A 20087-nucleotide genomic window follows, 5' to 3' on the forward strand; every position below is an offset into this window, starting at 1 on the left:
TCTTTGCCCGGAAGCTTTTTTTCTATAAGCCTGTTGCGTTTGTCATAACGGTATTGATAGATCAAATCATTTAGAGTACTTCTATTCAATCCAGGAGCAGTATAAGAAGATTGAAAATCAGCTATATTTAAAGAACTACTAAACCAAAACTCTTCATTTTCCGGATAAACACCGGCTCCCGTTGAAGAAAAATATAAATCACCATTTTGAATGTAGGCCGTACCCACTACTATCGAATTTCCATTTATATCTAAGCTTGTAATATTTCCCAGGGAGATGTCGGGCAAATTAGGAGAAAAATCCAAACTTGCAATTTTTCCTGATTTTAACGGAGACCCCGGAGTAAAACCATATGCATAAAAATAATAACTAAGATTGCCTTGACCTTGTTGTGTTATATTTAGTTCAGCATATTGATCATCAATAAAAAAAGAAATGCCGTCAACATAGCTGTCACTGTAAGAAGACTGCCCTAAGTAAGCTTGTGTAATGGAATTATAGGTAAAAACTTTTGGAGGCAGTACATAAGTAAGGTTTCCGTAATCATCATACACATAATAAGTATCAAGCCATTTTCCTGCATCAAAAGTTCGTTTTAGAACTACACGCCCTTCCTTGTCCTTAAATTCTTCGGTGGTATGATCATTAGGGTAAGCTTGATTTGACTGCCAGTTCTCATCTTTGGTAATGGTTTTGTATAATTCTGAAGGATCATAAATACCTTTGTCTTCCAAATAAGGGTTTTCTGTGTTTCCACCTATAAAAGAAACTTCAAATCGCTTTACCTGATCTGTATTGGTATTGGTTTGGTAATCCAATCTTATTTCGTGTCCGTTTCCAAGCTTCCAGTCATTTCCGGGAGCGGCCTGTTTTAAAATCCTGTTAAGAGGTGAGGCCTCAAATTCTTTTTGAGAATAAGGGTTAAGTGTGCTCTCGTATGTTGCTGTATTATAAAATGTGCCAATATCAGTTAGTGCGGTCGTTTTATAATTGAGGGAAGCAGCTGTGTTTGGCACATATGGCAGATATTCTTTCTCCTGACGTCCAAAAGCATCATATTCAATGGGCGTTACGATATCTTTTCCCGCTGGCGATTGTTGGTGAGCTACTTGCTGAATAGGGCGTCCCAAGCCATCGAAATAAGTGATACTCTGGCTGGCTTCCAAAGCTGTAGGATTTGTAATACTGCTGGCTGTAGGCTCTTTGTAAGTTGTTGTTTTGATGTAATTTTCGGTTTGGGTCTGGCTTGCTGCTATAATTGGAAATGAAACCAAAAGCAGGTTTAGTATTTTTTTCATATTACTTTTGGTTATTGTTTATAATTGTATTTGTTTTCAGAAAGGATATTGCCCAACGCATCTTTTGTGAATTCTAATCGTCCAAAAGAATCATATAGATAATAGATGGTATAACCTTTAGGGTCTGTTATACTTGTTACTCCAATCAAAGGGTCGTAGGTATAAGCTGTTACCTGCCATTTATTTTTGTAAGTTGCATCATTACGCAGGCTGGTTAAGGCATCTCTTAATTCTTTTTCTTTACAAGTTTCGGTATCCAGGCAGTGGTCCGTATCTAAGTTGGATTTATTCTGCAAACCAGCTACATATGATAATACTTCGCTGTAGGTTGCATTTTCGATCATGGCTATAGGAAATTCGGTTTTATATCCCCAGATATAAACGATATGGGTACCGTCTGCCTTTGAAACCTCCTGAACATTACCGTCCGGATAATAACTGTGGATTTGGTTTTGGGTCTCTAATGCATTTGTCCCTTTTGCCGTTTTTGTATTTTCGGGAAGAAAAATAGTATCGGGAGTATTGTCACCGTTTACATCCAGATTCCAGTTTTTATACGTGTTAACCTGAGTTGAAAGTAAATTAGTATTTATTTTTGTCTGCTGCTTAATGACAGGATTAAGGATATTCTGAGCGATCATCGAATTGAAATCACCGGTTGTCATACCCGTTCCTGTAGGCTGATCGGAGGGATATTGGTTTGTTGTTATAATTTGCTGCCCTTTACTATTTGTTGTCTGGGTTTCTGTTATATTCTTATGCAAAGGGTTATCATATTTAAAACTGGTTGTTGTAGTAATAGGGTTTAGACCGTTTAGATCATAAACTGTTTCTATTGTATTTTCAGGATGCCACCATTCTGAAATCGTGTCATAAAACCTAACTTCAGTTGAAGTCATATCTGGATCTTCAGGAGAATTATAAATTTTAACTCCTTGTACATTTATTTTGGTATTTTCAGTTGTGTACGTTATTTCTTTTTCCTTTATTTTTTTTCCTGTTTTATTGTAGTGTACTTCTTTAAGCAATTGACCGTTGCTCTCGTTAATGGCATTTGGCACTCCTGGTATAAAATATGCTATAGGCACTTCCTCAATATTTTTGTAATAGAATTTTGAAACGCCTATATTATTATCTAGAGTGTCTACATCAGAAACAGCTACTTCGTTATAACCTATAACAGAGCCTTGTGCGGAATTTCCTAAAGGGACGACACTACTTGAAGAACGAACAATTTTATTGTTTTGCCATATGAGTTTACTTATATTACCTGGCTGAATATAAATATTTGCTGAATACCAAGATTCAGAAAAAAAGAATTGGCTGGGACTTATGATCCTGCCTGTTGAAATCCCATTATTTTCGTATGAATATTTTTTATGTTTTAAAACCTTTGTACCTTCCTTCGTAATTATAGACTTAATTCGAAGTCCTGCTCCTAGTTTTTTAGGAACTACCACTAAATTTTTATATTTTACTCCGATGTAGGCATATATAGTAGGGTTAAAAGGGATATGTGCTTTCAATTTGTATGTTCCCGGAGCCAAAATATAATTGGAGATATTCGTAAAATTCCTATCGGAATTAAAAGAAACATCATTAAATACAGAAATAATTGGCCATCCATTTGAATCTTGTAGTTCTAATGTGGAAAAATCAAAGGCACTTGAAGTACCTCCATAGATAAAAAAAGAGAGATTTACTAAAGTATAATTATCTAATGTAAATATGGTTTCTTCTCCAGCAGGAGAAGGGTCAAATGTACTATCTCCGGCACCAAAAGTAATAGTATCTGCATAGTCATAAAGAACTTCGTTAGGATTAGAATAATCGTTTGGCTCATAAATAAAATTTACTATCGCACCAGTAGGGTATTGTATACTTTCTAAGATACCAGCCTGTATTGTTTCTTTATTAACTTCTCGATTTGCACCATTTATATAAACTTTATCAATAAAAATGTTTTCATAAGCAGGAGATAGCATTTTAGTTGTTGAACCAAAACCGATATTTTCTTCATAAATTTCCAAAGGATTTTGTCTATTGAATTGTTCACCACGAATAACCTGAGTCTGTATATTTGAATTGTCTTTATCATTATAGTATCCCCAATAATCAATAGCATATGAAGTTTTTTCTGGCAATGAATTTGTGTTATATGAAAAGATATAAGGCGGTATTTTTGCTAATCCATTTAATTCTTGAACAGAATCTAAACGTAACCTGTCATAAAAGTAACTGTATGTAAAATCAAATTGTTTTATGGTTTTTCCGTTTAAATCTTTTAATAATGCCGTTTTAAGTCTTGCTGGTTTAATGGAATTTGTGGGATACGGGATTAAATCATTTCTGTCTTCAAGAGTAAAATCAACAGATCCATTTTTAAATTTAATTTTACTCAGATAGCATTCTTCTGTAACTTGACGACTTGCAGAATAAAGATTTGATGTTTGTTGTGGAGTAGAATAATATGATCCGGTTTGACTCACTAATTTAGACTGCATCATTTGATGTATTTCTTCCCCGTAACTAATTTGGCTTATTATCCTGCCTCTCTTACTGTAAACAAACTCAATTTGATCTCCTTCAGGAGTAATGGCTTTGGTTATATACCATGAAGAAATCATTGGTTGTGGATCATCAGGCGGACCAGGCATATTATGAGCGATGTCATAATTAACATCATCTTCTCCTGCAAATTGATAATTTCTTGATAGGGCATAGTTAGTAGTTATTTCAACACTGCTATTGGAATTTCCTAAATAATATTTCCATCCATTACCATCCGTTACTGTCCATTCTTCAGTATTTTTATTATATGAAAAAATTAAATTATTTTGATCAATAGAAACTGCCTTAATTTCATCTCCGGATTGCTTTTGGAAAACAAGTTTACCAGAAAGACCAAAAAAATTATAATAAAAAATATCAGGTTCGCCGTCATAAGCACCTCCTTTGATACCCAAATAAGTGTCTATCTCTGACAAATTTGACCATTCAGGCAAATTATTTGCAGTAGAACCAGGAAGAGGAGCATTGACATATCCATAACCATTAATATTCTTTAAGTCATCTTTTCCTCTTACCTGTCTTGTTATTGTTCCTCCGGCATTTAACGCCCATCCTAAACCAACCCAGCTAGCTTCTTGTGCTACTTTTATACCTGATGCGTGATAACTTAAAGTTATCGGTAATTCAATTTTTCCTGATTTAACACTAAATAAAGGGACAGATATATTTGGAACTCCAGTATAATTACTTACAGGTATGTCTGCATATTGTGCTAATGCTGCAGCATTTGGAGATGGCGGGGCTATATTTGGTAAATTTGTAATTGTGCTGCTTTGGCTAAATCCAGCAGAATTAATTAATAAAAAGAAGAAAATTATTCGCAATTTGTTTCTTTTGGTCTTTAGCAAGGAACTAAAATGAATTTCATTTTTTGCTCGGTTTTTTTTTTGATGCATTTTAAATGGGATGTTTTTTGATAGAAAATATTTGTTAACTTTTTGGTTTGAATCGTACAATCTTACAAAAAAGATATGAACGGCTGATTATTTAATTTAACAAAAGAATGTAATTTTATTAGTTTTTTATTGATAAATCCATTGAAATATACTTTCTTCCTAAAAATGAAAAGACCAAATTTTATGATGATATTCAATGTTTTCAGGCACTTTGTTTTAATTTTAAAATGTTAATATTTGTATTTTTAAATAAACTAAGAAATTGAAAACAAATCAGAAGATAAAGACTTACGAATCAAAGGATTTTAGGGATAAGTTTCTTGTAAATGAGGCGATTGTAGATGATCTTTTTAAATTTAACTCAGATCATTTTTTTTGTCTGAAACTTGAAGACGTGAATGATTATTTCGAGTATTCTGTGCCACCATCAAAGCATATTTGCCATACATTATTATTGATTACTTCAGGAGAGAATATAATAAAGATAGGATTTGAGGAATACGTCACTAAAGCCAACGAAGCTATAATTGTTGCTGCAAATCAGGTTTTTTCTATTGATACAGAAAATACCAAAAAAACAGGTTTTATTTGTCAGTTTCACCCCGATATTTTGATTGGAAAATATGGAAATCGTGAAATTATAAACGATTTTGATTTTCTGAAACTCTGGGGAAAACCCAACATTAGTTTTAATGAAAAAGAGGCGCATTTTATTCTGCAGCTGCTAAGTCGATTAGAGATACAGTACAGAGAATCAGGTATGGCAAGTTTGGATATTATTCAGTCTTACCTCATTACACTGCTTTGTGAAATTAATGAAACTGGTAAAAAGACAGTAAAAGAAAATAAAAATCTTACTGCAGCGATGGTACTCACCACTAAATTTAAAGAACTTCTTTATACCCACATAAAAAAAGAACACGGCGTTGGATTTTATGCGTCGTTATTAAACGTTACTCCCAATCATTTAAACAAATCTTTGAAAAATGTTACCGGTAAATCACCGGCAAAATGGATTGATGAAACCATTTTATTGGAAGCTAAGTATTTATTATATCAAACGAACCTTTCAGTATCAGAAATCGCTTTACAGGTTGGGTATTATGATCAATCCTATTTTAGCAGAATCTTTAAAAAACAAGAAGGGATTACACCAGTTCAATACAGAAAATTGATTGAAAAGTCCTAATTTTTGATTAAGAAATCCTATCAATTATGACGTTAAAGGATTGATATTTGCAGACCTAAAAAAGCAAATTATGATCTATATTTTTAAAACATCAGTAGACACAAAATTAAAATTAGAGCTGGCAACGGCACGTATTAACCAATTGCTGCCTATGGTTAAATGGAATTTTGACCTTGAAGATTGTGATAATATCTTGAGAATTGACAGTGATACAGATATATGTGATATCATAATTCAAAACGGTGTTTTTGAATGCGTTGAATTGAATTGATAATCTTTCTTTTTTTAAATAACCAGCATTTATGGAAAACATACTTCACCAGCATAAAACATTTGAGAATATCGACTATTCAGAAGAAAAAATAACCCATGAGGAATTTTTGAATTGTGAATTTTTGAATTGTGAATTTTCAAAAGCAGACTTAAGTCATAGCGATTTTTTAGATTGTAATTTTAAGAACTGCAATTTTTCATTGGCCATTTTAAAAAATACAGGATTAAAAAACATCAAATTTATGGAGTGTAAACTGATGGGTTTGGATTTTAGTTCAAGCAATTCCTTTTTGTTCTCAATGAATTTTTATGATTGTATTCTGGACTATTCGACTTTTATTTATAAAAAAATGAAGAAGACTAATTTTATAGATTGTTCAGTCAGAGAGGTTGATTTTTCAGAAACAGATTTATCAATGTCTGTTTTTAAGAATTGTGATTTGTCTAATGCAGTTTTTCAACAAACAAATCTTGAAAAGACAGACTTTCGCACGTCAAAAAAATATGCTTTTGACCCGTCAGAAAACAAAGTAAAAAAAGCAAAAGTATCTCACTTACATCTTTCGGGCTTATTAGAAAAATTTGATTTGGATATTGATTGATGAAAAAATTTAAAGTTTCTTATCAAAGCTAAGGGCAAAGCCAGACAATTTTTAATATAAATAAAGCAATTCATTTTCGAGTTGCTTTCTTGTTATTTTAGACTTAAAAAGATTACAGGGTTAAGAGGCTAAAAATCATTGATGCCTACATAGAACCAAGTAAGGTATTACTATAAATAATTTTATAAGCTTTTTTTGTGTTTAGAATGCTGTCATTTCCAACCACATCTTTTAAATATTTATCTTTTTCTATATAAATAAATTTATATTTTTTAGCCAGGCTGCTTTTAATTAAAACTTTTGTATGCATATCAGTATCTTTAGCTATTACATCATAATTGTTGTTGATTCTAACTGTCTTCGCAAACCCAAAATTTTTAATTGTATGTATCGACTCTTTTAGCAATATTCTTTTATCATTTTGGACTATAAATTCTTCACCATTAAAAAATTGAGTAAAAATAAGTAATGAATATTGTTCTTTTTCTGCATTAAAACTTTTTAAGATTTTATCGACAGTATGTCTTGGCAAATGATTTTCATATTCTATGAATTCGGTTTGGTATGATTTGCAGTTAATGCAAAGAATTAAAAATAAATATAATATTTTTTTCATCTATTATTTTTTAAAGATTATTTAGGTTCAACGTTTGAAATTACCTAATGAAAATCTTAAAAGATCAAATTCTATAAAATAAGTATTTTGAAATTTTTCTTTCAGAAATATATATAAAAGGTATATTTCATCTTCATATTCATCTTTTTCAATAATACCATTACAGTTAATTTTATATGTTTTTTCATTACTGTAAAATTTTAGTTCTATAGATTTTGTTTGAAAAATATAGTAATCTTTATGAATAACATTAATAGATTGTATTTCCTGAAAATTGAAGTCTTTATTTTTTTTTGATTTTTTATAATTGAAAATCAAACCTTCATTTTTTATTATTAGCTCTTTAGAGTTTAATGAAAAAATAAAGATTGATATTGACAAAAAGAAAAGATAGATCAATATGCCTGGTACTTTTAAGAAATACGGAAAACAAAAAAAAATTAAATATAAGATGAAGTTAGATGAAACATAATGGATATATGAAAATTTGTAAATCCTCATTTTTTTGAATTAATTAAAATACTTTTTAAATATAATTGAATTATATAAGTAATAAGATAAATTGTATAATTTTTTCTGGATATAATTTTAGATTTTTGATATTCAAATGATTAAAAATTTAAATCCCAAATACAATGAAAACCACAATCTACATTACAAGTCTTTCGATAGCAATATTTACACTATTGAGCTGTTCGAATGATGATAAAAACTCTAATGATCCGGGTACACCAACAAATCCGGTTGAAAGTGATGCAGCCAATACAGCTTATACTCCGGCATTTGAAGGGCAAACGAGAATAGGAGGACTGATTACCAATACAGATTATGAAGCAAAAATTATCACTTCAGCACTGACTAGTCCATGGGGAGTAAAAAGCCTTCCGGATGGCAGGCTCTTGATTACAGAGAAAACAACAGGAACTTTACGCATTGTGAAAGTGACTGGTGAAGTGAGTGCTGCAATAACAGGCTTGCCGGCTGTAAATTCGGCAAATCAGGGAGGTTTGTTAGGTTTATGCCTTGACCCTGAATTTGCCTCTAACAGAATGATTTATTGGGTATTTTCTGAAGCAGGTGCAGGAGGAAACCTAACAGCAGTTGCCAAAGGGAAATTATCAAATGACGAAAAAACAATCGAAGGAGCTACTGTAATTTATCGTGCAAATCCTGCAAATGCCAGTACGCTTCATTATGGAGGACGTATTCTTTTTGATAAAACGGGAAATCTTATCGTTAGTACCGGAGAACGTTCTGTTTTGGAAACAAGACCATTGGCTCAGTCGGTTTCTGCGGCCCTTGGGAAAGTTATCCGTATAACCAAAGATGGTCAGGCAGCAACAGGTAATCCAACATTCAGCGGAACAGGAGCATTAGCAGAATTATATACTATTGGACACAGAAATCCGCAGGGTCTGGCACTTCATCCAACCACAGGTGAAATCTGGCTTAGTGAACATGGGCCACGTGGAGGAGATGAAATTAATCGTCTAAAAGCAGGTTCAAATTACGGATGGCCAGTTATTACTTATGGAATAGAATACAGCGGACAGCCAATAGGTGATGCTATCCAGAAAAAAGATGGTCTTGAGCAGCCGGTTTATTACTGGGATCCTGTAGTATCGCCAAGCGGTATGACTTTTTATACCGGAAATCGCGTTCCGGAGTGGCACCACAATCTTTTTATAGGAGCATTAAGCGGGGAACATATTGTACGTTTGGCTATAGAAAACAACCGTGTTGTGGGTGAAGAGCGACTTTTGGCTCAGGAAGGTCAAAGATTCAGGGATATTACTCAGGGCAACGATGGAGCTTTGTATGCTGTTACTGATCAGGGAAGGCTTTATAGGATTGATAAGAAATAAATATATTAACCCACTTGTTTGGAGAATTGAAAAGACGTGTCAGTCTGAGCGGAGTCGAGGCTCTTTTTGATTATAGAACCTTCGATTTTACATGCAATGGTGGTTTAACTTTTGGGATAATATTTAAAAGCTAAATTTTCAAAACAAAAAGATGATTAATATTTACCCGTTGGGTGAAATTATAAATAAGTGTCAGGCTGAGCGAAGTCGAAGTCCTTTCGTATTCAAAAGCCTTCGACTCCGCTCAGGATGACATCAATTCCCTGAGTTATAAATGATATTTCACTACTTATTTTTATACTTTTTATAATCAAATCAATTTTTTTAATCAATTTCACCCAACGGGTTAATATTTATCTTTTTGTTTTGAAAATTAAATAATGGAGTTACTCTTTATACGATACAAATTCTATAGATGCTTAATCCGGAAGCTTTTCCGTTTTATCCTTCGATTTTTTGGGTGTACCAAAGTAGAAGTAAATCGTTCTTTTGGCTGGACTTTTTACTTCGGTTAAATCACTTTGAGGGCCAAAACTCCGAACATTTGCAGGACTGATACCCATTTTTGAGCCTACTGCCGGAATAGCATCCAGAAACGAAATATCGCCGGAAGGCAAAGCAGGATGTGGTTTTACGCCGTTTATAGCATAAAAATCAAAGAGTCGGACAAACAAATCATTATCCGGGCTGGCAATGGTAAATTTACCTTCCATAGTGCTCAATTCCATCCAGACAATCTCAGAAAAATAACCTTTAAATTCGGGATAGCTCCACGGTGCTCTACCGGTTTGAGCATCATTGTGCCGGTTTTCGTAAACATCGAGAGTGACTCCCTGCAAGCGGTTTTTCCATACACGATAAGGACCTTTTCCCAACCATTTTACGCCTGTTACCAGACCCTCGGGATAATCAAAACTGATTCCTGTAAAAGAAAATTTGCCATTAAGACTGTATTCATACGTCATTTCGAGCCATCCGTTTGGATTCATTTTCCAGCGTACATTTTGTAAATCTCCTGTATAGTTAGCTTCGACAATATATGAATCTCCTTCTGCAAAATGTTTCAGCCCTGAAAAAACAGCATTGCCACTTACCATGACTGGCCCATTTTTGAAAGAAATAGCAGCACCTTTATCATTTTTCAAAGCAGTCAATTTTCCTGATTTTTTACTGAATGTTACATTTATAGCGTTTGCTTTTAACGTAATCAGACTGTCGGTTTCTGTAAAAATTACTTTTTCTTTTACGATTTCCTCGTTTATTAATTTTTCGACTAATTGCTTATTGGATTTGACTTTCCAAACCCATCTGTAAATTTCGTTGTTATATGGATCAATCGCTTTCAGAGTCAAAGCATCGTTACTGCGCCAGTCTTCCGGAAGGTTCAGTTTTATAGAACCTTTAGCTGTTGGAAGAATATTTGGTGAAACTGTCATGCCTTTATTAACTATTGAATGAGCAGCCTTATCGCTATTCTTTTTACTGAAATTAATTAGTTCCCATTGAAAACTGCATTGATTAAGATTGGTGAAATGATAGCGGTTTTCAATCGGAATTTCGCCTTTGAAATTCTCCGGTAATTCTTTCAGAGTAATTCTAACAGGAGAATAAATTTCTTTAATCGCATTGAAACTGCCTTCTTTTTCACGATGAGGTCCAACAATTCCGTCTGCTGCATTTAATCCGTTTACATCAATCATACCCTTTAAATCGGTGCGTACTATTCCTTCATCGGCAAAATCCCAAATGAAGCCGCCTGCTCCGTGTTTAGAATTCCAATGCAGTTCCCACATATCAGCCAAGCCTGCACCGGCACCTCCGTCATGCATGGCGTGCAGGAATTCGGTTGGCATATACAGATTGGTATCTGCAATAATCTTTTCAGAACTGTAATAATCTTCATAATGATTGCAATCAATACCATTAATAGCATTTCCGGGTTTGTGATGTGCATGGATTACGGTTCGTTTTGACAAATCGTATTTTTCAAAATCATCATCGAAGTCAAAATTATGTCCACCCTCGTTACCATTACTCCAGAAAATTATCGAAGGGTGGTTTGCATCCCTGATAACCATTTCTTTCAATAATGAGGTTCCGGATTTGGTACTGTAAGCTTTTTGCCAGCCTGCCAATTCGTCGATTACATAAAGACCCAAAGAATCGCAAACCCTGAGAAAATTTTTGTCTGGAGGATAATGGGAACAGCGCACGGCATTCATGTTCATTTCCTTCATGAGTTTTACGTCCAGCAAATCAGCTTCAGGAAAAGTAGCCCTGCCGTATTCCGGCCAAAAAACATGACGGTTAACTCCCTTCATCTTTATTTTGGAGCCGTTGAGGTAAATGCCGTCTCCTTTTTTTACTTCAATAGTTCTGAAACCAAATTTATCGGAGGTTTCATAAATCGTATTATCAGCCTCTTTCAAAGCAATTTTTACAGTATATAAATTTGGTGTTTCAGCTGTCCATAAAAGTGGTTTTTTGACTGATGTCTGCAGGTTAACAATACTATCTGTAGCCAAAGTTTTGATGGTTGCTGTTTTTACCAATGTTCCTTTATTATCAAAAATCTGTGCCTGAACGCTTCGGTTAGCAACGGCACGATTTAAATGAATATTTATATTGAAAGAACCATTGGCTTTGGCATCGATAGCGGTCCAGGCAATGTTTTCTTTTGGCAGCGCTTCTAAATAAACAGGACGGTATATCCCACCAAAAATCCAATAATCAGCAAGTCGTTCGGCATTATTGACTGAGTTGTCTGCTGACATTTTACTGACTTTGACTTCCAATAGATTTTGAACGCCAAATCGTATTTTATCGCCAATATTGTATTTGAATCGGTAAAAAGCTCCTTGGTGAATAGCTCCGGCCGATTTACCGTTTATTTTTACTTCGGTATCGGTCATTGAACCTTCAAAAACGATATAGATATCTTTGCCCTGCCAGTTGGAAGGAACTTCGAAATTGTATCTGTAAAAACCTTTCTCGTCATGGAATTCGAAATTTTTCCCGTTTGTAATATTATCCCTGCCGTAATCGTAACTTCCGAAGCCCTGTTGTTCCCAGTGGGAGGGAACCTGTATTGTTGACCAGAAACCGTTTTTTTGTCCGGCTGTAATCCAAAAATCCCATGTTTTGGTATGCATTACATCTGTCCCGGAAAGGTAAAGGATTTCTTTTTTTGTATTTGATTGACCAAATAAATGCAGAGTTCCAAGCAGTAATAAAGCAAAATGGAAATACTTAATTTCTAAAAATTGTTTCATCAAAATTTTATTTATAATACGTTTTTTATTATTTCTGAGTGTTATCGTATTTAAAAAGTTCGCCGTTGATAATCACATTTTCTAATTGCATGTTTTTGACATTGTCAATTTTCAGCGGGGTTTTGATGCCGTTTAGTTTACAGTTCACGACCCTGAGGTTTTCAATCGGGGATTCTTTGTAGGCTTTGACCCAGATGGCATATTCGCCTCCTTTTTCGACATTCAGGTTTTCGACCCAGATATTGCGAATAGTCGGCATGAAATTACCTGGTTTCTCATAAAACATATTAAAATGTATAGCCGATTCTCCAAAACTTCCTACCTCGATATCTTTAAGGAAAATATTTTCGATGGTTCCGCCTCTGGAAGATGAGGTTTTAACGCGTAATACACGGTCGAGATTTTTACTGTCCATTTTACAATTGACGGCATAAATATTTCTCGCTCCTCCTGCAATTTCGCTCCCAATCACTACTCCGCCATGTCCGTCTTTCATAGTGCAACCTTCGATGATGTGATTCTCGGCCGGTTTTTTATTGTCTCGTCCGTCTTCATCACGCCCAGATTTTATGGCTATACAATCATCGCCGGTATCAAAATAAGAGTCTTTAATTAATACATTCTTGCAGGCTTCAGGATCACATCCATCGGTGTTTGGGCCGTGGGCTTCTATGTGAACTTTTTCGACAATAACATTTTCGCACATCACCGGACTGATGAACCACATTGGAGAATCGATTAGTTTCACTCCGGAAATCAATAGGTTCTGGCAGTTATAGGGCTGAATCATATACGGTCTCAAATAATGGCCGTCGCCAAAGATTCGTTTGCGGGGATCTACCTTTTCTTTCATCATCAAATGAAGGCGTTCTCTTGCTTTGAACTGATTAGGCGTCCCCTCTTTCCAGCCGTGATTTTTACTCCCTTTCCAAGGCCACCAAAAAGTATCATTAGCATTTCCGTTTAGTATTCCTTTACCCGTTACGGCTATATTTTTTTCGTTGTAAGCATAAATTTGAGGCGAATAATTCATACAATCCATACCTTCCCAACGCGTAAGTACCAGCGGATAATCTTTGGTATCACGAGAAAAAGTGATGGTAGCTCCTTCGCTTACATGCAGGTTGACATTGCTTTTCAGATAGATTGGCCCGGTGAGGAAGTTTCCTGCCGGAACGACAACTTTACCGCCACCGCCGGCGTTACAGGCTTCGATGGCTTTCTTAAAAGCCTCGGTATTTTTGGTTGTTCCGTCTCCTTTGGCACCAAAAGCTGTAACGGGATATTCTTTATTTTTGAAAGTAGGTGCGATAATCGATTTCTTGATTTGAGCCATTTCCTTTAAGGCTTCTTCAGACGAAGACCAGAATTTAGTTTGTTTGTTTTGGCCGAAAGCCATAAAAATCGAGAAACAGCAAACGATCAGGGTGGTTTTCAATACATTGTTTTTTAGTTTCATTCTATAACTATTTTTAAGTTTTATATAAAATTCCAAATCCGAAATTCCAAATCCGAAATTCCAAATTCCAAAGTCTGAAAAATCTAAATTCTATATTCTAAAATCTAAATTACTTAACAATATCAATTCGGCTCAAAGCCAGACCTGTATCCAGCAGATAAATTTGAATCTTGGTTTGGCCATCCTTATCAACTTTAAAAGGGAGCACTTTTTCATAAAATCCTCTAACTACACTCATTGTCCAGTTTTTGCCTTTTTTGGAATTATCGGTATCTACAAATTCCGGGGCCTGTTGATTGATAACCACCGCCAGATTCAGATTGCGTTCGTTGTTAATGGCATCTGTCGGAAGGCTTTTGAGACATAATTGGTATTCTCCGGCGTTCAAATTGATGGCATATTCAACATAAGGGGCATGAGAATAGTCATCATTTTTAAAAGATTTTCCGGTAAAAGGATAACGGGAAATACTCTTGCCATCCAATCCCAAACCATTTACAGTGATAATTTTTTCTGATGCAATTTCCTTTTTTATTTTGAAATCCGAAGCATTCAGTGAAACGAGATTCAACGAACTTGCTCCATCTATAGAAGTCAGTACTTTTTCCAGATATCTTTTGTCAAATACCGGAGGGTTACGCATTTCTTCGGTTAAGATTTCAGGGTTAGCAATTTTAGGCATCGCATAGGTTTCCAGATTCCTTGGCGCGTGGGTGATAATGCCGTCCCATTTTCCGTTTTCAATTTCTTTATTATAATGTTGGGTTAGGCTAATAATTTGTTCCAAAGCATTTTTTGCTTTTTGTGAATAGTCCAAAGCCATTTTTTTATCGGTTTCGGCCACTTCAAGACTCATTTGCGCATACAAGAACTTTTGGTTCATCAAAGCCGATCCTTTTGCAGGATATTCTATCAGCTGAAAATACGCATCTTTGAGTGAAACCGGAATACGGGTTTTCAGCTTGTCCACTTTTTTAACCAATTCCGAATAGGCTTTCAGTCTGTTGCTTTTAGTTTCACTATCAAATTTCAACATCCCCATGTGTTCCGGTTTTCCGTTTTGTGCCAATTGATAATATTGTTTTTTGATGGCCGAAATTTCAACCGCAAATTCACTGCCAAAGGTTTCCTCAGCCCAATCTTTAACATATAAATGGGCATTTTCGGGAGTCCATTTTTTGATATCCCAGGCCATATCGAGGAAGAATTGCGTTTCCAGTTCAGCAGGTTTGATATCGCCCACATTTACCACCCAAAATTTATTAGCTCCGAATTGATAGGCTTTGGTCATTTCGTAAGCGATTAACGAAAGTGAATTGGACGAAAGCCAGGTATAATCGTGAGGCCCGCCTAAGTATGATAAATGGTAGTAAATTCCGCTGGCACCGCTTCTTTTCTGCTCAACTGTATTTGACAATTGGCGTAAATAACCAAAATTGTCGTCTGTCCAGACCAAAGTAACATCGTCAGGGACTTTTAAGCCTCCGGTGTATAAATCTAAAACCTCTTTGTAAGGGCAGAAAATTTGAAGCGCATTTGAAGGAGCTCCAAAATACTTCTTGAAAATATTTCTTTGGTCACCGATGATGTTTTCCACCAAGGCTATTTTGCCTTCTTTGGTCTCTGGTCCCGTAATCCCTCCATCTCGAATTCCGCGCATACCCATGGTGTACATGGATTCATAATTTTTGGCCGCATTGACACGGTCTTCCCAATATTTATATACTTCTTCCTTATTAGTGTCGTAACGGTAAATTCCGGGTTTATGTCCGTATTCCTGTTCGTAACCCACCTGCCATTCGAAGGTGTTACTTCGTAACATCATGTCGCAATGTGTAGAACCGATTAAGATGGCATATTTATCGGCAACTACTGGATTTTGGGAATAATACCAAAAAGCTTTGGTGCTGTCGTGCATGGCAGGCCAGATTAAATTGGCTTTCAGGCGAAGCAATAATTCGAATACTTTGGCATACGTTTTAGGACCAATGTCTTTGATATCCGTGTCCATATTTTTGGCCGCCCAGGGATGTAAACCCCAATCTTCGTCATTTATAAAAATTCCACGATATTTTACGGATGGCTCTTTTGATACTACATTTCCAGCCAAAACATAAAATGATTTTTTGGGTTTTGGTTTCACATCAGCCCACCAGACCCAAGGAGAAACTCCGGCTAATTTTGATATTTCAAACAAACCATAAGCTGTTCCTCTGCGGTCGCTTCCGGCAATTACAAGTGCTTGTTTAACGCCTTGTATTGGAGCGCTAACCGTAGATATAGCATAGGTTTCCCATTTGTTTTGAACAGCGGTGACATCTATTTTTTTGGATTTGATCAATTGGTCAATGTATTTGGAATGACCGATTGTTCCGGCAATAATCAGATAGTCTTCGTTCTTTTTCAGGTCGTGAAGAACGGCGGGTTTTGTTCCGCTGACCAATTCCAAATCTCCAGAAAGAGCATTTGCTACAATGGTTACAGCTTCGGCATCAGCTTTATCGGTAAGGATTGAGGGAACGCCTCCGTTTTGGATTAATGGGAAAGCTGTTGAACTTGCTTTGACAGCAGTCTTTAATTTATTTTCTTTTGACTGGGCCAATATTTCATCGCATCCAAAACTGATATAAAGAAAGATTGCCAAATAGGAAACAGCAACAGACTTAAGGTTTTGTTTTCTTAAAATAATGAATGATTGGTTAAAATTCATAGCTCATTTATTTGAATAATTTGGTGATGAAAAAAAGAAATAGCAATAGCTTTTGCTCTTCGGCTATTCAAATGTAGAAAGCTTTTATTTTTTTTCCTCCTTTTAGCATTAATCAAAGCTTGTCCATAATTTTGGACTTTGGACGTAGCTTATTCAGAGTGCTTTACAAAACAAAACAGGGGACTAAAAATCCCCTGCTCTAAATTATTTCTGCAAAAAATTATTGATCGTAGCTGTTATAAAAAGGTTGGAAAGCTTTCACTGTTTTTTGACTCTCTCCAAAAAGTTCTTTTAATACTTTTGGATAACTCTCAGCTGTAAAAGGCACGATGGTGAAATTCCCTTTTATCTCTTTTCCATTGGCAAAAGAAAACAAATTCTCCGGCCATTCATATTTATTGAAAACTCCAGAAACGTGTGCGTTATGACTCACCACAATTCCGTTCGCCGTTCTTTCTACGGCAATATTTGCATTATCGGCAATTAGCGCAAAACCATCACCGTTTTCGTTTGTAAAAACCGCGCATTCTACATTCTGCCGGTTTCCAGCTAAATAAAGATCATTTGTGTTTAACTGATAAATTCCGAACTCGCTTAATTTTTCTTTTCCTGGATACGAAGCATAAGGCCCTTTTCCTGCCCATCTGAACTGCGTAAAAGAAGCAGGAATTATAAATGACAAGCCTGTTTCTACTGCTTCTTTTTTGCTTTCGGCAACAAAACGATAATCGACTTTAATTTGTCCGTTATTAGAAAAATCATAAGCAACTTCGCCGGCAAGGGGTTCTTGTTTTAGAGAATCCAGACTAAATTTATAATTCACAATTAATTCTTTTGAATTGAAACTTTTAACTTCTGTTTCCGGTTTTGATAACAAAAACTGAGTTGAGATTGTATGTCTTTCTTTTGACCTTTTTGAAGTCAATGTAGCACCTTGCGCAATCGATTCTTTTCGGCCTACTCTAGCAAAAACTCCTTCAGAAATAAGGGTAACACCGTTTTTATTTTTAAGTTGAATTCCGCCAAAATCTTTTCTAAGTTCAAAATGATAACGGTCTGATTGCAACACATTGTCTCTTTTGACTGTTTTTGAAGCTTTCTCAACAGCAATACTGTTTAAAATAGAATGAGGTTCTTTAGTTTGAAGACGGAATGATTTTTCATAAAATTGATATTGCTGTTGGTCTTCAAATAGTATTTTCAGATAATAAACACTAAGTGTTGGCTTTTCAGGCAAAGTCACATTAATAATTTCGGTGACAATTTCGCGTGGATTTCCTTTTAATGGTAATTCACCTGAACTCAGTACTGTAGTATCTCCTATAAGCTCCCATTTGCATTTTATATTCGATAAATTGGTAAAATCAAAACGATTTTGTAATCTGACTCTCAATTCTGATTTCCCACCCTGATAATACAATGAATCATCAAATACAATTACCGGACTGTACACTTTTCGTAATTGCCAATAATCCACTTGCGGAACTCTATTGGCGTAAAGCACGCCGTCAGTCCCCTGAATATCGCCGGTATCATAAATAGTATCTTTATTGGGCCAGGTATAAATAGTAGATTTATCGTTTGACACTTTTTTATCTGTTTTGCGCAAAATTCCCTGATCAAGAAAACCCCATATTGCGCCTCCGGCCAACTTAGGATTTTGATACATCACTTCGTAACTCGCTTCAAAAGTGCCAAAATCAAGTCCCAACGCATGTGCATACTCGCCTGCAATTAGCGGACGGTCAACGGTTTTTGCAAACTCTTTTAATTCGGAAACCTTTGGATAATGAAAATCCAAAACATCTAAAGAATCCGGCATGGCTTTCATCATGTTTTTTATAACCGTTGGTGTTTGCGGAAAACAATACGGACGCGTATTGTCAAGTTTTTTCACATAACGGCCAGTCAGCAACCCGATTTCAGTCACGGGATTTTCATTACCAACACTCCATACGATTACCGATGGATGATTTTTATCTCTCCAGATGGTAGATTTGGCACGCTGTTTCAATATTGGCAAATACGAAAAATCGGTAAGCAATTCATCGCCATAACCAAACGGCACTTCATCCATTAAATAAAAACCTAAAGAATCACACAATTCCAGTAATCTCGGTTGAGGTGGATAATGACAAAGGCGGATGAAATTCACATTGGCTTTGCGCATCAGGTCAAGGTCTTCTTTCAGTTCTGATTCCGTAATAGCGCGTCCATTTTTTGGAGATAAATCGTGGTGATTGACACCTTTTAATTTTATTGGAATACCATTTAATTTTAAAACCCCATCAGTCCAACTGATTTCACGGATACCAACTTTTTCGGTACGTTGTTGAATTTCTGTATTCTTATCTTTCAAAGTCAGTCGCAAAGTATAGAGATACGGATTCTCGGCCGACCATAATTGTGGGGTATCAACCGTTATTTTTTGATTAAAACTCAACAAATCATTTTGCAGTTGTTGCGCATCAGCCATAATAGAAACGGTTTTGACAAGCTTCCCTTTGGCATCAATCAATTCGGCTGATAATGTCAGGTTTTTAGAAAATCTTTTAATCGTTTTTCCGACTATAGCTTCAACAGCCACAGTGGCACTGTTTGTGTTTACAAAAGTTTTTATAGTCACATCATTCAAATGTGTCTGAGGTAAACTGAACAAAGTAACATCCCTGAAAATTCCCGCCAATGACCAATCATCGTTAGTGTCAAATTCCCATCCTTTGGGCTGAGTTATTACTTTTACTGCTAATATATTTGGTTGTCCCGGTTTAACAAATTTGGAAATATCAAATGTCTGTCTGTTGAAAGCACTCGCAAATTCACCTGCAAAATTTCCGTTAATCCATAGGCTGTAACCGGATTGTACTCCATCAAAAGAGATGTAAACCGGATTTTTGTTCCAATCGGCCGGAACAGTAAAATTAGTAGAATACAGTCCTGTTCCATTCTTTAACTTTTTCCCATAAACAGGTTCGGCAAAGCCCTGTAGTTCCCAGTTACCGGGAACTTTGATAGTTGACCATTGGCTTACATCAAAAACGGTATTGTAAAAAGAAGCATCGGAACCCAAATCGGAAGAAGGAATGTATTTAAACTGCCATGTTCCGTTTAAAGATTTAATCTGTTTGGAATCTTTAAAAGAAGGTAATTGCACTTGAGCCGAAAGATTGTAACTCACAAGGAACAATCCCAAAAGTGCATGTAATACTGTGTGTTTAAAATTCATAATTCAAAAGGTTAGTTAATTATTCAAACCAAAAATAGCCGAATCAAAACTACCTGTGAATCATTTGCGCTGACCAAACTTTGTCCAAAATTATGGACAGACTAATTGGT

At 35.5% G+C, this 20087-nt stretch carries 11 protein-coding genes; 3 read left to right on the plus strand and 8 right to left on the minus strand.

Going from position 1 to position 20087, the window contains the following annotated elements; all coding sequences use genetic code 11:
• On the minus strand, positions 1 to 1298 hold a 1298-nt coding region (locus GWR14_RS00005), incomplete at its 3' end, for a DUF6443 domain-containing protein (protein ID WP_223150944.1).
• 11 nt (positions 1299 to 1309) lie between these two features.
• On the minus strand, positions 1310 to 4693 hold the full coding sequence (locus GWR14_RS00010; RefSeq protein WP_163406897.1) for an RHS repeat protein: 3384 nt from the start codon (positions 4691 to 4693) through the stop codon (positions 1310 to 1312).
• A 334-nt stretch (positions 4694 to 5027) separates the two neighbouring features.
• On the opposite strand from GWR14_RS00010, the gene GWR14_RS00015 reads away from it, so the two are divergent.
• Both GWR14_RS00015 and GWR14_RS00020 read left to right on the plus strand, forming a co-directional pair.
• Positions 5028 to 5954 (plus strand): helix-turn-helix domain-containing protein, encoded by a 927-nt coding sequence (locus GWR14_RS00015; protein WP_163406898.1) that lies wholly within the window; start codon positions 5028 to 5030, stop codon positions 5952 to 5954.
• Positions 5955 to 6256: 302 nt separating this feature from the next.
• Positions 6257 to 6829 carry a pentapeptide repeat-containing protein gene (locus GWR14_RS00020; RefSeq protein WP_163406899.1) on the plus strand — a complete coding sequence of 191 codons (573 nt, stop codon included), beginning with the start codon at positions 6257 to 6259 and terminating at the stop codon, positions 6827 to 6829.
• Between the two features lie 145 nt (positions 6830 to 6974).
• Here GWR14_RS00020 and GWR14_RS00025 read toward each other — a convergent pair whose 3' ends face one another.
• Entirely contained in the window at positions 6975 to 7445 is a 471-nt protein-coding gene (locus tag GWR14_RS00025; protein ID WP_163406900.1) for a hypothetical protein, read from the minus strand.
• A 27-nt stretch (positions 7446 to 7472) separates the two neighbouring features.
• On the minus strand, positions 7473 to 7826 hold the full coding sequence (locus GWR14_RS00030; RefSeq protein WP_163406901.1) for a hypothetical protein: 354 nt from the start codon (positions 7824 to 7826) through the stop codon (positions 7473 to 7475).
• 254 nt (positions 7827 to 8080) lie between these two features.
• Between GWR14_RS00030 and GWR14_RS00035 the strand changes: the two genes are divergently transcribed.
• The gene (locus tag GWR14_RS00035) at positions 8081 to 9310 is read left to right on the plus strand and encodes a PQQ-dependent sugar dehydrogenase (protein WP_163406902.1); all 1230 of its coding nucleotides are present in this window, start codon (positions 8081 to 8083) and stop codon (positions 9308 to 9310) included.
• A gap of 419 nt (positions 9311 to 9729) precedes the next feature.
• On the opposite strand, the gene GWR14_RS00040 is transcribed toward GWR14_RS00035, so the two are convergent.
• From GWR14_RS00040 to GWR14_RS00055, 4 genes are all read right to left on the minus strand, one after another.
• On the minus strand, positions 9730 to 12582 hold the full coding sequence (locus GWR14_RS00040) for a glycoside hydrolase family 2 protein (protein WP_163406903.1): 2853 nt from the start codon (positions 12580 to 12582) through the stop codon (positions 9730 to 9732).
• 28 nt (positions 12583 to 12610) lie between these two features.
• Positions 12611 to 14041: a glycoside hydrolase family 28 protein gene (locus tag GWR14_RS00045; protein ID WP_223150945.1), complete on the minus strand. Its 1431-nt coding sequence runs from the start codon at positions 14039 to 14041 to the stop codon at positions 12611 to 12613.
• Positions 14042 to 14150: 109 nt separating this feature from the next.
• Positions 14151 to 16751, minus strand: coding sequence for a glycosyl hydrolase 115 family protein (locus tag GWR14_RS00050; protein ID WP_163406904.1), 2601 nt, complete (start codon positions 16749 to 16751; stop codon positions 14151 to 14153).
• 220 nt (positions 16752 to 16971) lie between these two features.
• Entirely contained in the window at positions 16972 to 19977 is a 3006-nt protein-coding gene (locus GWR14_RS00055; RefSeq protein ID WP_163406905.1) for a glycoside hydrolase family 2 TIM barrel-domain containing protein, read from the minus strand.
• Positions 19978 to 20087 lie beyond the last annotated feature (110 nt).

This window comes from Flavobacterium ajazii (assembly GCF_010614725.1).
Lineage (GTDB): Bacteria > Bacteroidota > Bacteroidia > Flavobacteriales > Flavobacteriaceae > Flavobacterium > Flavobacterium ajazii.

Excerpts from the sequence above, each read along its gene's own strand:
- GWR14_RS00050 (WP_163406904.1), bottom strand. The coding sequence starts at position 16,751 with ATGAATTTTAACCAATCATTCATTATTTTAAGAAAACAAAACCTTAAG.
- GWR14_RS00020 (WP_163406899.1), top strand. The coding sequence starts at position 6,257 with ATGGAAAACATACTTCACCAGCATAAAACATTTGAGAATATCGACTAT.
- GWR14_RS00025 (WP_163406900.1), bottom strand. The coding sequence starts at position 7,445 with ATGAAAAAAATATTATATTTATTTTTAATTCTTTGCATTAACTGCAAA.
- GWR14_RS00040 (WP_163406903.1), bottom strand. The coding sequence starts at position 12,582 with ATGAAACAATTTTTAGAAATTAAGTATTTCCATTTTGCTTTATTACTG.
- GWR14_RS00035 (WP_163406902.1), top strand. The coding sequence starts at position 8,081 with ATGAAAACCACAATCTACATTACAAGTCTTTCGATAGCAATATTTACA.
- GWR14_RS00055 (WP_163406905.1), bottom strand. The coding sequence starts at position 19,977 with ATGAATTTTAAACACACAGTATTACATGCACTTTTGGGATTGTTCCTT.
- GWR14_RS00045 (WP_223150945.1), bottom strand. The coding sequence starts at position 14,041 with ATGAAACTAAAAAACAATGTATTGAAAACCACCCTGATCGTTTGCTGT.